The organism is Zhongshania antarctica, from assembly GCF_014202945.1.
Lineage (GTDB): Bacteria > Pseudomonadota > Gammaproteobacteria > Pseudomonadales > Spongiibacteraceae > Spongiibacter > Spongiibacter antarcticus.
The window spans coordinates 49564-64042 of sequence record NZ_JACHHW010000009.1 but is presented as its reverse complement, the minus strand read 5'-3'; the positions used below and the strand labels follow the sequence as shown (position 1 = coordinate 64042).

The window sequence follows — 14479 nt, the reverse complement described above, 5'->3', positions numbered from 1 at the left end:
CATGGCTTTGCGCTCTGTGGCTGAGACACTGCACCAATTGTTGGCGGATGTGCCAACGTGGGGCACTGAGTCGCGAAATTTAGCACAGGCGCAGGGCGCTATCCTGGCTGCTGATGTTTGTGCGCAAATTGACGTGCCGCCGTTGGATAATAGTGCCATGGATGGCTATGCGCTGCGTCTTAGCGACCTAAGCGCGGGCGCACCGCTGCGAATCAGTCAGCGGATACCTGCAGGTGCAAATCCCTGCGCTCTCCAAGCGGGCACTGCTGCGCGAATATTCACTGGCGCGTCAATTCCTGCGGGCGCCGATACGGTCGTCGCGCAGGAAGACTGCGAGCTTGTTGGTGACACGCTGGCGGTTAACATAGCGCCACGGTTGGGGCAGCATATCCGACCCCGAGGTCAAGATATTGCCGAGGGGCAGCGAATACTGCTTAAGGGTCATCGATTATTGGCTGCTGATCTTGGTTTGCTGGCCTCGCTGGGCGTTGGGTCTGTTCAGGTTGGGTGTCGGCTGCGAGTCGCTTTAATGTCGACCGGTGATGAACTGCGCGAGCCCGGCGAGATGCTGGCTGCGGGGCAAATTTACAATTCTAACCGGCCGATGTTAGCCGCGTTGATCGCGTCGCTTGGTGCTGAGGTGATTGATCTCGGTATTGTCGCCGACACACCCCAGGCGACCAGAGATGCCTTGGCGCGGGCAGCGGCAACGGCCGATGTGGTGATTTCCAGTGGCGGCGTTTCAGTTGGTGAGGAAGATCACGTCAAGGCTCAGGTCGAGGCTTTAGGGTCGCTGAATTTATGGAAGTTGGCTATTAAGCCCGGCAAGCCGCTAGCCTATGGTCGGGTAGCTGAGGTGCCGTTTTTTGGTCTGCCTGGCAATCCGGTGTCGGGCTTTGTGACCTTTTGCCTGCTGGTGCGGCCCTACCTGCTAAAAATGCAGGGTGCGACCCAATTGCAGTCGCCGCAGTGGGCGGCGCGGGCGCTATTCGATTGGCCGCGCGCAGGTACCCGACAAGAATATTTGCGTGCTAGAGTGACGCCGGGCGACGCGGGTATGGAGGTTGAAATTCATCCGCAACAAAGTTCTGGGGCGCTGTCATCGGTATCGTGGTGCAATGCCTTGGCGGTTATCCCTATTGGCAAAACCTTGAGCCGTGGCGATAGTGTGGACGTGATTTTTTTACAGGATATTAGCTAAATAATAATACCCAGAGGTGTTGTTAGTGGCGTGGCGAGGGGGGAGGCACTTGCAGCGCTGGGCGCTGCAAGTCAGGCAATTTTACGCCTGATAACGCTGGAATACCAAGCTGGCGTTGGTGCCGCCAAAGCCAAAGCTATTCGACATCACCGTATTCAGGGTGACGTTGTCTTGGCGCGTCAGTGCGATCGGCACGCCAGTGGCTTCGTCGTCAACCGTCTCAATATTGGCTGATGCTGCAATAAAATTATGCTTCATCATCAGTAGTGAGAAAATGGCTTCTTGCACGCCGGTTGCGCCTAATGAATGGCCAGCAAGGGATTTGGTGGAGCCTATTGTCGGAATGGTTTTGCCTTCATAGGCCTGCTTCACCGCCTTCAATTCCTGCATGTCACCCGCTGGCGTCGATGTGCCGTGAGAGTTGATGTAGTCAACGTCGCCATTCACGCCTTGGAGCGCTTGGGCCATACAGCGTGCCGCGCCTTCACCGCTTGGTGCAACCATGTCATAGCCGTCTGACGTAGCGCCGTAGCCGACGATTTCGCCGTATATCTTCGCGCCGCGAGCCTTGGCGTGCTCTAACTCTTCAAGCACGATCATGCCTGCGCCGCCGGCAATAACAAAACCGTCGCGATTGGCGTCGTAGGGGCGAGATGCTTTCTCAGGAGTGTCGTTATATTTGGTTGATAGTGCGCCCATGGCGTCAAACAAGCAGCTTAAAGACCAGTGTTCTTCTTCGCCGCCACCAGCAAAAACCACATCTTGTTTGCCGAGCTGGATCAGCTCCATGGCATTGCCAATGCAGTGGGCACTGGTCGCGCAAGCCGAGGAAATTGAGTAGTTAACACCTTTGATTTTAAACGGTGTGGCCAGGCAAGCCGAAACCGTGCTGCCCATGGTTTGGGTGACGCGGTAGGGCCCAATGCGTTTTACACCGCGCTCGCGCAGGGTGTCGGCCGACTCAATTAAGTTGGCGGAAGATGCGCCGCCAGAGCCGGCTATAATGCCGGTGCGCACGTTGCTGACTTGGTCTTCAGCAAGGCCTGAATCGCTAACGGCCTCTTGCATCGCAATATAAGCGTAGGCCGCCGCATCACCCATGAAGCGGAGTTGCTTGCGGTCAATACGTTCTTTAAGGTCGAGGTTCTTTATAGAGCCGGAAACTTGGCTGCGAAATCCCTTTTCCTTGTATTCTTCGTTGAACGCGATTCCCGACTTACCCTCTTGCAATGATGTGAGTACTTCTGCCAAATCATTGCCGATGCTGGAAACAATCCCCATACCGGTTACGACAACACGCTTCATCGGATACCTCATTATATTATCTGTAGTATTAATTGGGTTTTCAGGAAATATTAGAAACTGGCGTCGTCTTTAAACAAACCAACGCGCAAATCTTTTGCGGTGTAGATTACCTTGCCGTCGACAGCGACTTCGCCATCGGCGATACCCAATATAAGCTTGCGTTCAATAAGGCGCTTATAATTAAGGGTGTAGGTGACTAGTTTGGAGTCGGGCAGTATTTGGCCGGTGAATTTTACTTCGCCCGCGCCGAGTGCGCGGCCTTTGCCACTGTTGCCGCGCCAGCCAAGGTAAAAGCCAACCAGCTGCCACATCGCATCAAGGCCTAGGCAACCAGGCATTACAGGGTCGCCTTTAAAGTGGCAGTCAAAGAACCAGAGGTCCGGGTTGATATCGAGCTCGGCAACTAACACGCCTTTGTCGTAACTGCCGCCTTCAGTGCTAATGTGGGTAATCCGGTCTACCATTAGCATATTGTCTACGGGGAGTTTGGGATTGCCGGGACCAAATAATTTGCCGTGTCCGCAGTCGATGAGTTCTTCTTTGGTAAAGCTATTTTGATGGATTAGAGACATGAGGCCATAGTTTCAGGTTGAAAATGTAGAGCTTATCTTAGCACGAAGGTTTTGGATGGCACATTAAAATGTCAACATTGGCGTGATGCTTGCTGTCATAGGGTTGTCATCAAAAGACGATAAAAGAGCGGTGCTTGCCAAGTGTCGCAGCTGTTGGGAGAATGCCCGCAGCGTTAACATTCGTTAAAAGGATTCGGGATGGCTCCCGACAGCACTTCAGGAAATATTATGATTCGAAAATGTCTATTCCCCGTCGCCGGTTACGGCACGCGCTTTCTTCCCGCAACCAAATCCATGCCCAAGGAAATGCTGCCTATCGTCAACAAGCCTCTCGTGCAGTATGGCGTAGAGGAAGCGATTCAGGCCGGTTTAAAAGAAATAGCCCTGGTCACCGGTCGCGGTAAGCGCGCTATTGCGGATCACTTTGATATTAGTTACGAGTTAGAAAACCAAATAGCGGGAACGAGCAAGGAGCGCTACCTAGATTGCATTCGCAATGTGCTTAATGAAGGGACGTTTATGATGACCCGTCAGCGCGAAATGAAAGGCCTCGGCCACGCTATTTTGACGGGTGAATGCTTAATTGGTGATGAGGCATTTGGCGTAATTTTGTCCGACGATTTATGCCTAAACCAGGAAGATGACGGTGTTATGGCGCAAATGGTGGCGCTGTATAAACAGTTTCGTTGCAGTATTGTCGCGATTCAAGAAGTGCCGATGGAAGAGATTGAAAAATACGGTGTCATTGCTGGTGAGGAAATGGGCGATGGCTTGTACCGCGTAAGTTCCATGGTGGAAAAGCCCAAGCCGGAAGATGCGCCAACCAATATGGCGGTTATTGGTCGCTATATTTTAACGCCGGATATTTTCGATATTTTACGCAATACCCCGCCGGGTAAAAACGGCGAAGTTCAGCTGACTGATGCGCTGATGACGCAGGCGCAAAATGGCTGTGTGCTCGCCTATAAATTCCGTGGTAAGCGTTTTGACTGTGGTAGCGTGCCGGGCTTTATTGAGGCGACTAACTACGTTTACGAGAATGTTTATAGCGAGGCCTCGTCGTGAGCAGTAGTGAGATAACGTGTTTTAAAGCTTATGACGTGCGCGGTCGTATTCCCGACCAGCTAAATGAGGATATTGCCTATCGAATTGGGCGCGCCTTTGCCGAGGTGATACAGCCAAAGAAAGTGGTGGTTGGTCATGATATTCGCTTAAGCAGTGAGTCTATTAAAGGTGCGTTGACCGAAGGGCTGCGCGATGCGGGGGTGGATGTTTACGATATCGGTTTGTGCGGCACAGAAGAAATTTATTTCGCCACATCCCATGCCGAAATGGATGGCGGTATTGCCGTCACCGCAAGCCATAATCCCAAAGATTACAACGGCATGAAGTTTGTGCGCGAGGGCTCTAAGCCCATTAGTGGCGATACAGGGTTATTTGAAATTAAAGCGCTTGCTGAAAAAAACGAATTTGCGCCAGTCGCGGCGCGAGGCAGTTTGCAGGCCTTGGATACCTCGGCAGCCTACGTAGAGCATTTGCTTAGCTATGTCGATGTTGAATCCTTAAAGCCCCTTAAAATTGTGGTTAATGCTGGCAACGGCGGCGCCGGTCGGGTTGTTGATTTACTGGAGCCTTATTTACCATTTGAATTTATTCGGGTGCACCACGAAGCTGACGGTAACTTCCCTAACGGCGTGCCGAACCCCTTGTTGATAGAAAATCGTCAGCCCAGCATTGATGCAATAAAAGCACATGGCGCCGATTTGGGAGTGGCGTGGGATGGTGATTTTGATCGCTGTTTTTTCTTTGATGAGACCGGCGATTTTATCGAAGGCTACTATGTTGTTGGTTTATTGGCCGAAGCTTTTTTACTGAAAAACCCCGGTGAAAAAATCGTGCATGACCCGCGTCTAACGTGGAACACCATTGCTATTGTTGAAGAGGCTGGTGGTGAGGCGGTGCAGTGTAAAACCGGTCATGCCTTCATTAAAGAGCGGATGCGGATCGAAAATGCGGTGTATGGTGGCGAAATGAGCGCTCACCACTATTTTCGCGACTTCGCTTTTTGTGACAGCGGCATGATTCCCTGGTTGTTGGTAACACAGCTAATGTCGGTGAAGTCAGCGAGCTTGTCGTCACTGGTTGAGCAGCGAGTTGCGTTATTCCCCTGCAGTGGTGAAATAAACCGCGAAGTTGCTGATGCCAAAGCCGTGATCGCGGCGATTGAGGCGCATTACACCCCATTGGCCGCAGCGATAGATTTTACCGATGGCCTAAGTATGAGTTTTGACGGCTGGCGCTTTAATGTGCGGATGTCGAATACCGAACCGGTGGTGCGTCTCAATGTGGAGAGCGACGGCGATATACCGTTGATGGAAGCGAAAACAGCTGAGTTATTGGCTATGCTGTAAGTCAAATCTAGATGATTGAGTATGCAATAAAGGCGCCGAGAGGCGCCTTTATTGCATCTGCTGCTTGCTTGAAATTACGCGTCTTGGGCGTGTCGATAGCGGGCTATGAGTTCTCTAGTCGATGAATCTAGTGTGGCGTTATCGTCACCGCTCAAGCTAGCCATAAGCGTTTCGCTTATCTGTTTTCCCAGCTCGACTCCCCATTGATCAAAAGGGTTAATACCCCACATGAAGCTTGCGGCGAATAGACGGTATTCATAGAGGGCGATGAGCGCGCCCAGACTTTCGGCGTCAAGTTTGTTCATTAAAATAGTGGTGCTGGGCCGGTTGCCGGGCATGGCTTTGTGCTGGGCAAGCTGCTGGGCGGCGCTGGCGTCCATGCCGCTAGTAATTAAATCTTGTTCGATGTCGGCGGCAGCTTGGCCTTGCATTAACACTAAGCTCTGACTAAAACAGTTGGCAATGAGGGCTTGATGCTGCTCACCAATCGGGTTGTGGGAGCTTAAGCTGGCGATGAAGTCGCAGGGAATAGCGTCGCTGCCTTGGTGAAGGAGTTGGTGAAAAGAGTGCTGGCCATTGGTGCCCTCGGTACCCCAGATAACACCGCCGGTCGCGCTGGCAGTTGGGCCGCCATCGGCCTTAACGGATTTTCCCGCGCTCTCCATAAACAATTGCTGCAAATAAATCGGCAGTAGTTTTAAGTGGTGCTCATAGGGCAGTACCGCTTGCGACGTCATGCCCCAGGCATTGCGATACCATACATCTAACATGCCTAAGATGAGTGGAATATTGCTTTCCAGTGGCTGGCTGGCAACGTGCTGATCTACCGCATACCCGCCTTTGAGCAGAGCGCGGAAACTGTCCATGCCGGCATATAGAGCTATGGCGAGACCAAAGCCTGACCATACCGAAAAGCGACCGCCAACCCACTCGGGAGCGGGGATGATTAATTCCTCGCTAATGCCAAACGCCTTTGCTGCTTCGGGCTTGGAGCTTACTGCCACAAAGTGGGCGTCGACGTTGTTGGTGCCGAGCGCGGATTGCAGCCAGGCCCGTGCGGTCTGAGCATTGCAGCGGGACTCCTGAGTGCCGAAGGATTTTGAGGCGACAATAAACAGCGTGGTTTCGGCGGGCACGCGGGCCAATATCTCGGTCATCACGCTAGGGTCGATATTGGCGGCGAAGTGCGGTCGCAAGGTGTTGGCGTGCTGGTTGCTTAGGGCGTCGCAAACTAGGCGCGGGCCGAAGTCTGAGCCGCCAATGCCAATATTGACGACATCGGTAAAGGTTTGGCCGGTGCTGCTGCGGTGGGTGCCTTCGTGAATTGCAGCAACCAGGGCTTCCATTTTGCTATACATGGAGTCAATGGCGGGGTCATGCTTCGCGCCTGTGTCACCACTGGCCCAGCGCCGCAGGCACGGGTAGTTCGCAGAGCGATCCTCGGTGTTATTGAGTTTGGCGCCAGCGCGCAGAGCGTCGAGTTGTTGTGGCACGCTACGTTGGCGAGCGAGTGCGCACAGTCCGCTGAGAATACCGGCATCCAGATGGTGTTTGGCGTAATCGACAAATAAGGGGCCGATTTGGCCGCTAAATGTACTGGCGCGCTGGGGATCGAGCTTGAATCGGTGTTTAAGAGGGGTATTTGCGGCGTCGCGCGCGAGTTCGGTTAGCTGTGTCTGTAAGCCACGATCACTTAGTTGGGCTGGTGCCTGGTCTACAGCTGTGCTCAAAATAACTCCTCGGATATCCGTTTCGGTGCGCGCCAGTCATTCCATCTTGGCGATAAGTGCTGAAATTGTAACGGCTTATTAGGAGTATTGTAATCCGCCTACGCGTCGCTGTGGCGAGAAAATTAGCTGCGGCGGGAAAGGGCGATTTCAGTTAGCTCTTCAAGTGCGCTGCGGTAGGGGCTGGCTTGGAGGTTTTTGAGTGCAGTGAGTGCCGCGTCGGTGTAGCGTTTGGCCGCAGCATGGCAATAATCGAGCGCCCCGCAGTGCTTAACGGCATCGACAATGGCCTCGAGCTGTTCTGCAGATTTATGGCTAATGGCGTCGCGCACCAGCTGCTTGTGCTCGTCACTGCCGTTTTCGAGTAAATAAATTAGCGGCAGTGTTGGCTTACCTTCAGCTAGATCGTCGCCGACATTTTTACCGGTTTCGGCGGGGTCGCCCTCGTAGTCGAGAATGTCGTCAATGAGCTGAAAGGCGATGCCGAGGTTTACGCCATAGTCGTGCAGCGCTTCTTGCTGTTCCGTTCTATTGCTGAGAATGGCGGCGCCACTGCAGGCGGCACCAAATAAGACGGCGGTTTTACTGCGAATGACCTCAAAGTAGGTGGCTTCGCTGGTGTCGGGGTTGCCCGCGCGGGTCAGTTGCAGTACTTCGCCTTCGGCGACAGTGTTGGTGGTGTCTGACAGCAAGCCCATTAGCGGGAGGTTGCCAATGTTGACTAAGATCTGGAATGCGCGGGAGTAAAGGAAGTCGCCGACTAGTACGCTGGGGGCGTTTCCCCAGTTGGCGTTGGCCGTGGGACGGCCGCGGCGCAGGGCGGAGATGTCGACAACATCGTCGTGAAGTAATGTGGCGGTGTGGATAAACTCGATGACCGCGGCCAGTTGCAGGTGCTTTTCGCTAATTTGGCCAATGGCGCCAGCACTGAGTAAACTCAGTAGTGGGCGCAGGCGCTTGCCGCCAGCGTCGACGATATAGTGGCCGATGTTTTCCACGAGGGGCACATTAGAATGCAGTTGTTGGATGATGAAGTCGTTGACGGCGACGAATTCGCTGTCCACGACCTGTCTAATCTGTTGCATGGTAGCAAGGAGTCGTCTGGCGGAGTCGGCTGGCATCGTATGAGCGCAGCCGCGAGCTGTCAAGGTCTACGCGTCACTTGTGATTGCGGGTATTGTGTATTTTTTTAAAACTGCGTACAATTCGCGCCCCTGAAGCAAAACCGTGCGGCCCCTTAATGGTTAAGTGGTGGTGACGGTGCCTGGACTTGTCCCGGCGTGTTGTAGCTAGGCCTTATTTTGGTCTCGATACGAACGCTCGGCCGAAACAAACTATTGCAAGCAGGCTCTTGGAGATATAAACATGTACGCAGTGATTGAAAGCGGTGGTAAGCAGCACCGTGTTATTGAGGGCGAAACCCTTAAGCTAGAAAAAATTGAAGTTGCCACTGGCGAAAGTTTGACCTTCGATAAAGTATTGATGGTTAAGACCGGTGACGATCTAAAAATTGGCGCGCCTTATGTTGAGGGCGGTAAAGTGACTGCGGAAGTAATTGCGCAAGGTCGTCACGCCAAGGTGAAAATTGTTAAGTTTCGCCGTCGGAAGCACAGCATGAAGCAAGCTGGTCACCGTCAGTGGTTCACCGAAGTGAAAATCACTGGTATCAGTGCTTAAGGAATTAGGAGAGACTCATGGCTCACAAGAAAGCTGGTGGTAGTACTCGTAACGGACGCGACTCGCAGAGTAAGCGTCTGGGCGTAAAACGTTTTGGTGGTCAGGTAGTTAGTGCAGGTAGCATTATTATTCGTCAGCGTGGAACTCGTTTCCATGCCGGTGAAAATGTTGGTTGTGGTACTGATCACACTCTGTTTGCTAAGGCAGACGGTGTAGTGAAGTTTGAGGTTAAAGGTCCCAAGAGCCGCAAGTATATTAGTATAGTTGCAGCGTAAACCGCTCGGTGATCTTGAAGGCCTCGTCTATTGACGGGGCTTTTTTGTTTCTGTAGATAGGTTTTTCGGTATATTCATTTTATGTGGTTGGCGCGGTAATGAAATTTGTAGATGAGGCAGTAATTCGAGTTGAAGCGGGTCGCGGTGGCAACGGCTGTCTCAGTTTTCGGCGGGAAAAATTCATCCCTTGGGGTGGTCCAGACGGTGGTGATGGTGGTGATGGTGGTAGTGTGATTTTGCGCGCCAACGCCTCTATGAATACGCTGGTCGATTTCCGGTTTGTAAAATCTTATACCGCCCGCCCTGGCGAGGGTGGTCGCGGCGCTAACTGTCGTGGCCGCAGCGCTGAAGATTTGGTGTTAGATGTGCCGGTCGGCACCACCATTGTCGACGAGGACACCCTTGAGGTCTTGGGCGATCTGGTTGCTGCTGGCGATGAGCTTAAGGTCGTGCAGGGCGGTTTCCACGGTCTTGGTAATACCCGCTTTAAGTCGAGTACCAATCGCGCGCCGCGTCAGTTTACTCGGGGTAGCGACGGTGAGATTCGTAATCTGCGCTTAGAGCTAAAGGTGCTTGCTGATGTCGGCTTGCTGGGTATGCCCAATGCCGGGAAATCGACGTTTATTCGCGCGGTGTCTTCCGCCAAGCCAAAAGTCGCCGATTATCCCTTTACTACCTTGGTGCCGAACCTAGGTGTGGTGCGGGTGCAGCAGCATCAGAGTTTTGTTATTGCCGATATTCCCGGTTTGGTTGAGGGCGCGGCCGAGGGTGCGGGCTTGGGGATTCGCTTTCTCAAGCATTTAACCCGCACTCGTTTGTTGCTGCATTTGGTGGATATGGCGCCGTACGACGAGACCTTGCCGCAGGATGCGGTGGCGATTATTGCTAAAGAGTTGGGTCGCTTTAGTCCGACGTTGGCGAATCGAGAGCGTTGGCTGGTGCTGAATAAGTTGGATTTGATTCCTGAGGATGAGCGCGAGGCGCGTTGTCAGGAAGTGGTTGATGCCTTGGGCTGGACTGGGCCGGTGTATAAGGTCTCGGCCATAACGGGCACGAATACTAAGGCGCTGTGCCAGGATATTCTGCAGTTTGTTGAGGCGCAGGCTGAGTTGCTGGCGACCGACAGCGAGGCCGCTGAGCGCGAGCGGGATATCCAAGACGCTATGCAGTCGGAGGCGCGTGAGCGGATTCAGGCGCTGGCAGATCAGCGTCGTTCTGAGCGTCGCGCCGCCGGTGATACCGACGATTACGACGACGATGAAGATGACGACCACGATGTTGAAGTGGTTTACCGGCCCTGAGGTGAAGAAGCTTGTCTGATAAGCGGCAAAGTTTGCGCGCCTGTAAGCGCGTCGTGGTGAAGATTGGCTCGGCCCTGCTGACCAATGACGGCCGCGGCCTCTGTGTTGAAGGCTTGGATGCCTGGGTAGCGCAAATCGCTGCGCTGCGGGCCGATGGTCGTGAGGTGGTATTGGTGTCATCGGGTGCCGTGGCTGAGGGTATGACCCGTCTTGGCTGGAAAGAGCGGCCGGATGATCTTCATAAGTTGCAGGCTGCCGCAGCCGTGGGGCAGATGGGGCTGATTCAGGCCTATGAGCAGCGCTTCCGCACCCATAATCTGCAGACCGCGCAAATTCTATTGGGTCACGACGATATTTCTGCTCGTGACCGCTACCTCAACGCTCGTGGCACCTTGCTGACCTTGCTGGAATTGGGGGTGGTGCCGGTGGTGAATGAAAACGACACCGTGGTCACCGATGAAATTCGTTTTGGTGATAACGATACCCTTGCAGCCCTTGTGGCGAATTTGATTGATGCAGACACCTTGGTGATCTTAACGGATCAGCGCGGCCTGTTTGCCGAAGATCCCCGCAAAAATCCTGCCGCCGAATTGATTTCGGTGGCAGAAGTGGCTGACCGCGATCTCGATGTGATGGTGGGCGGTAGCGCGGGTGTGTTGGGGCGTGGTGGGATGTTAACCAAGCTGCGGGCGGCGCGTCTCGCCTCGCGTTCCGGTGCGAATACTGTGATCGTTGGTGGTCGTGAAGACCGGGTCTTGGATCGGGTGTTTGCCGGTGAAGATTTGGGAACACTGCTTTTGTCTGGTCAGCGGCCAATTGCGGCGCGCAAAAAATGGCTGGCGGGTCAGTTGCAGTTGCGTGGCAGGCTTCAGTTGGACGATGGTGCCGTGCGCGTATTGCGTCAGCAGGGGCGTAGTTTGCTACCGGTGGGCGTGGTAGCGGTGAGTGGTCAGTTTGCTCGTGGCGACCTTGTTATGTGTGTTGGCGCTGATGGTAATGAGGTGGCGCGGGGTTTGGTTAACTACAGCGCCGAAGACGCGCGTAAAGTGCTGGGTTTGTCCAGTGCGCGGATTGCCGAGGCGCTGGGTTATATTGCCGAGCCGGAATTAATACATCGCGATAATTTGTTGATTAGCTGAAATGCCGCAAGATGCTTGATGGGCGGCGGTAGGCGCTAAGATAAGAGGCTGGGTGCCTGTCGTAGTGGGTGCTAGTTTGTCTTGCTTAAATCGCAGCCAATAAAAAACCCGCGCTTGGCGGGTTTTTTATTGGCTAAACCAAAAGCGAATTAAGCGGTTGCGCTCATTGCTTTGATTTTGCTGTTCAAACGGCTCTTATGGCGAGCAGCTTTGTTTTTGTGCAGAATGCCTTTGTCCGCCATGCGGTCAATAACAGAAACTGCAGATACGTAAGCAGTCTTGGCAGCATCTTGATCGCCAGAAGCGATTGCGGCCAACACTTTCTTTAAGTACGTGCGTACCATTGAGCGCAGGCTGGCGTTATGCGTACGACTTTTTTCCGCCTGACGTGCGCGTTTTTTAGCTTGTGGAGAATTCGCCACCCTTATAACTCCTTGAAACCTAGTACTGAAAATTTAGGCCGGGAATTATTCCTGTTTACCGCCGGGTTGTCAATAGGGCTAGCACTAAAGAAAGAATAATTTGCTGTGTGCTTGTGGTCTATAAAAATCGCTGCACGGCAATCATCGCCCAGCAACTTAAACACAGCAGCATACTTAGCATCACAGCGGCCGAGCCGAGGTCTTTGGCTTGGCCTGAAAGCGGGTGTAGCTCGGTGCTGATCCGGTCTACGATGGCCTCGATGGCAGAGTTGAGTAGTTCGACGATGATAACAATGACCACACTGCCAATGAGCAGTGCTCTTTCGCTGGCGTTGGTGCCTAGCCATAGCGCAAGAGGTAGCAAAAGCGAGGCGAGGGCGATTTCTTGGCGGAATGCCACCTCGTGCTGCCACGCCGCGCGCAGCCCCTTCAGGGAATATCTGTAGGCATCGAAGACGTGGGCGACTCCGGTGCGGCTCGGTTTGTTCATCATGAAGTATGTGAATCTCTATTGTGGCGCAGTGGCAACTGGCGTGACTAATCAGTGTACAATGCAGCACGTTAAATTAAATGATCTATCGGCGCTAATAAGCGGCGCGAGTTTGTAATATTTGCTGTAACAATAGTGTAAATTCTAACGATGACAATTGAGAGTAAATTAATTTACCCCAAATATTGGCCAGTGTGGTTAGGTGTCGGTGTGCTATGGCTGCTGGCGCACCTGCCTCGGCGTATGAGCTATGCCTTGGGCGCGGGTATTGGCAATCTGTTCTATCGCTTTGCTGGCGATCGGCGCCATACCTGTGAAACAAATTTTCGTTTGTGTTTCCCTGAGTTAAACGACGCAGATCGCGATGACCTTATTCGCAAGACTATGCGCAATCAAGGTGTCGGTTTAATGGAGACCCTGCGAGTTTGGTTTTTGGCGCCAGACAAGCTTGATGTTGATTTTGAGCTGGTGGGCGGGGAGCATCTTGAGGTTGGCGAAGACGGTATGGGCATCATTGTATTGGGTACCCATTTTACGTCTCTTGATGTGTGCGGCACCTTGATAGGCTATCGCTACCCTACTGATTCCTTTTATCGCAAACATAAAAACCCGGTGTTCGAATATATTCTGAGTCGCTCTCGCGGACGTTACGGTGAGCCTATACATCGCAGAGATATCAAGCGCGCCTTGCGACGCTTGCGTGAAGGGCGGCGTTTATACTACCTGCCGGATCAAGATTATGGTCGCAAGTCTGCCGAGTTTGTGCCGTTTTTTGGTGTCATGGCGGCCACGACTATCGGTACCAGTACCTTGGCCAAGAGCGGTCGGGCGCGGGTGGTGTTTGCCCAGCAGCAACGCTTGCCAGGCGGGCGAGGCTACCGGGTAGAGATAATACCAGTGAATAACTTCCCCAGTGGTGACCCTGCTGCAGACGCTAGGGCGATAAATGCCTTGTTGGAAGACAATATTCGACTGGTACCAGATCAGTATATGTGGGTGCATCGCCGCTTTAAGACCCGTCCAGAAGGCGAAGCAGGGGTTTACTGATGGCGGCATTGCAGGTGTGGGTGCTCACGGACGGCAGGCTTGGCCATCTCAATCAGCTCAAGGGTTTAGTGGCGCGCTTGCAGGCAAAAAGAGCGCTTGCTGTGTCTTGGCTAAATATTGCGGAGCAGGGATTCTCCTATACTGGCCGCGCTGGTTTGCAGGCGCAGTTTGGCTGCGAGCAATCGCCAGACTGGATTATCGGCGCGGGCAGTCGTACGCACTTGCCTCTGTTATGGCTTAAATGGCTTGCCGGTGGTAAAGCACTGGTGCTGATGCGACCGAGTTGGCCGCTATTTTTGTTTGACGCAGTCTGTATGCCTCGGCACGACTCGCCGCCAAATCGCCAAAATGTGTTGGCAACCGAGGGTGTGATGAATCACATCGTGCCGGTGACTGAGGGGCGAAACTCTGCGCAGGGTTTGATCTTGCTCGGCGGTATTAATAAGCATTTTGTTTGGGATAGCGAGGCTGTTTTGGCACAAGTGCAGCAAATTGCCGCTGCCTCGCCGGGGGTGGCGTGGCTAGTGTCTGATTCGCCGCGCACGCCAGTCGGTTTGTTGGCGAAAGTGGCTGAGCTCGATATGGTAAATATCGAGACCATTGCCTACCAGCAAACCGGGTCAGGTTGGTTGCAGGCTAATTTGGCGGTGGTGGGCCAGGCGTGGGTGAGTTGTGACAGCGTATCCATGGTCTACGAAAGCATTAGTTCTGGCGCGCCTACCGGCTTGTTGGCTCTGTCGCCGCTCCGGGAGTCTCGTGTTACTAAGAGTATGGGGCAGGTCTTGGCTGCCAGCTTGGCCTCGGGTTTCGCAACTGCAAATTTACATCAGGTATTGCCAAGCGCGGCCTACCCGTTATGGGAGGCCGACCGCGCGGCGGATTGGTTATTGAAATTACATGGGAGCGTTTGAG

General features: G+C 53.4%; 15 protein-coding genes. 9 read left to right on the top strand and 6 right to left on the bottom strand.

All coding sequences use genetic code 11. The annotated features are described in order from the left end of the window. Position 1 precedes the first annotated feature (1 nt). Positions 2–1201, top strand: a complete 1200-nt coding sequence (locus tag HNQ57_RS15150) for a molybdopterin molybdotransferase MoeA (protein ID WP_184464423.1) — start codon at positions 2–4, stop codon at positions 1199–1201. Between the two features lie 81 nt (positions 1202–1282). On the opposite strand, the gene fabB is transcribed toward HNQ57_RS15150, so the two are convergent. Both fabB and fabA read right to left on the bottom strand, forming a co-directional pair. Next, positions 1283–2506: a beta-ketoacyl-ACP synthase I gene (fabB, locus tag HNQ57_RS15145; protein ID WP_184464421.1), complete on the bottom strand. Its 1224-nt coding sequence runs from the start codon at positions 2504–2506 to the stop codon at positions 1283–1285. Between the two features lie 50 nt (positions 2507–2556). Further along, on the bottom strand, positions 2557–3078 hold the full coding sequence (gene fabA, locus HNQ57_RS15140; RefSeq protein ID WP_008248255.1) for a bifunctional 3-hydroxydecanoyl-ACP dehydratase/trans-2-decenoyl-ACP isomerase: 522 nt from the start codon (positions 3076–3078) through the stop codon (positions 2557–2559). A gap of 228 nt (positions 3079–3306) precedes the next feature. On the opposite strand from fabA, the gene galU reads away from it, so the two are divergent. Then, positions 3307–4143, top strand: coding sequence for a UTP--glucose-1-phosphate uridylyltransferase GalU (gene galU / locus HNQ57_RS15135; RefSeq protein WP_062382940.1), 837 nt, complete (start codon positions 3307–3309; stop codon positions 4141–4143). Then, positions 4140–5489 (top strand): phosphohexomutase domain-containing protein, encoded by a 1350-nt coding sequence (locus tag HNQ57_RS15130; protein WP_184464419.1) that lies wholly within the window; start codon positions 4140–4142, stop codon positions 5487–5489. The genes galU and HNQ57_RS15130 overlap by 4 nt, the downstream gene beginning before the upstream one ends. 74 nt (positions 5490–5563) lie before the next feature. Here HNQ57_RS15130 and pgi read toward each other — a convergent pair whose 3' ends face one another. Continuing rightward, positions 5564–7219: a glucose-6-phosphate isomerase gene (gene pgi, locus HNQ57_RS15125; protein ID WP_184464417.1), complete on the bottom strand. Its 1656-nt coding sequence runs from the start codon at positions 7217–7219 to the stop codon at positions 5564–5566. A 122-nt stretch (positions 7220–7341) separates the two neighbouring features. Next, positions 7342–8301 (bottom strand): polyprenyl synthetase family protein, encoded by a 960-nt coding sequence (locus tag HNQ57_RS15120; protein WP_184464415.1) that lies wholly within the window; start codon positions 8299–8301, stop codon positions 7342–7344. A 280-nt stretch (positions 8302–8581) separates the two neighbouring features. On the opposite strand from HNQ57_RS15120, the gene rplU reads away from it, so the two are divergent. The 4 genes from rplU to proB all read left to right on the top strand — a co-directional run bounded on the left by rplU (position 8582) and on the right by proB (position 11608). Continuing rightward, positions 8582–8893 (top strand): 50S ribosomal protein L21, encoded by a 312-nt coding sequence (gene rplU / locus HNQ57_RS15115; RefSeq protein ID WP_008248242.1) that lies wholly within the window; start codon positions 8582–8584, stop codon positions 8891–8893. 17 nt (positions 8894–8910) lie between these two features. Continuing rightward, the gene (gene rpmA / locus HNQ57_RS15110) at positions 8911–9168 is read left to right on the top strand and encodes a 50S ribosomal protein L27 (RefSeq protein ID WP_008248239.1); all 258 of its coding nucleotides are present in this window, start codon (positions 8911–8913) and stop codon (positions 9166–9168) included. Between the two features lie 98 nt (positions 9169–9266). After that, a complete protein-coding gene (cgtA, locus tag HNQ57_RS15105; protein ID WP_184464413.1) occupies positions 9267–10469 on the top strand; it encodes an Obg family GTPase CgtA in 1203 nt (400 codons plus the stop codon). An 11-nt stretch (positions 10470–10480) separates the two neighbouring features. After that, positions 10481–11608: a glutamate 5-kinase gene (gene proB, locus HNQ57_RS15100; protein ID WP_184464407.1), complete on the top strand. Its 1128-nt coding sequence runs from the start codon at positions 10481–10483 to the stop codon at positions 11606–11608. A gap of 149 nt (positions 11609–11757) precedes the next feature. Here the strand turns inward: proB and rpsT are convergent, their stop codons facing one another. Together rpsT and HNQ57_RS15090 are read right to left on the bottom strand one after the other, a co-directional pair. Then, entirely contained in the window at positions 11758–12030 is a 273-nt protein-coding gene (gene rpsT, locus HNQ57_RS15095) for a 30S ribosomal protein S20 (RefSeq protein WP_184464405.1), read from the bottom strand. A gap of 118 nt (positions 12031–12148) precedes the next feature. Then, entirely contained in the window at positions 12149–12523 is a 375-nt protein-coding gene (locus HNQ57_RS15090; protein ID WP_184464403.1) for a diacylglycerol kinase, read from the bottom strand. A 147-nt stretch (positions 12524–12670) separates the two neighbouring features. Between HNQ57_RS15090 and lpxL the strand changes: the two genes are divergently transcribed. Together lpxL and HNQ57_RS15080 are read left to right on the top strand one after the other, a co-directional pair. Beyond that, positions 12671–13567 (top strand): LpxL/LpxP family Kdo(2)-lipid IV(A) lauroyl/palmitoleoyl acyltransferase, encoded by an 897-nt coding sequence (lpxL, locus tag HNQ57_RS15085; RefSeq protein WP_184464400.1) that lies wholly within the window; start codon positions 12671–12673, stop codon positions 13565–13567. After that, on the top strand, positions 13567–14478 hold the full coding sequence (locus tag HNQ57_RS15080) for a mitochondrial fission ELM1 family protein (RefSeq protein ID WP_184464398.1): 912 nt from the start codon (positions 13567–13569) through the stop codon (positions 14476–14478). Before lpxL ends, HNQ57_RS15080 begins: the two co-directional genes overlap by 1 nt. Position 14479 lies beyond the last annotated feature (1 nt).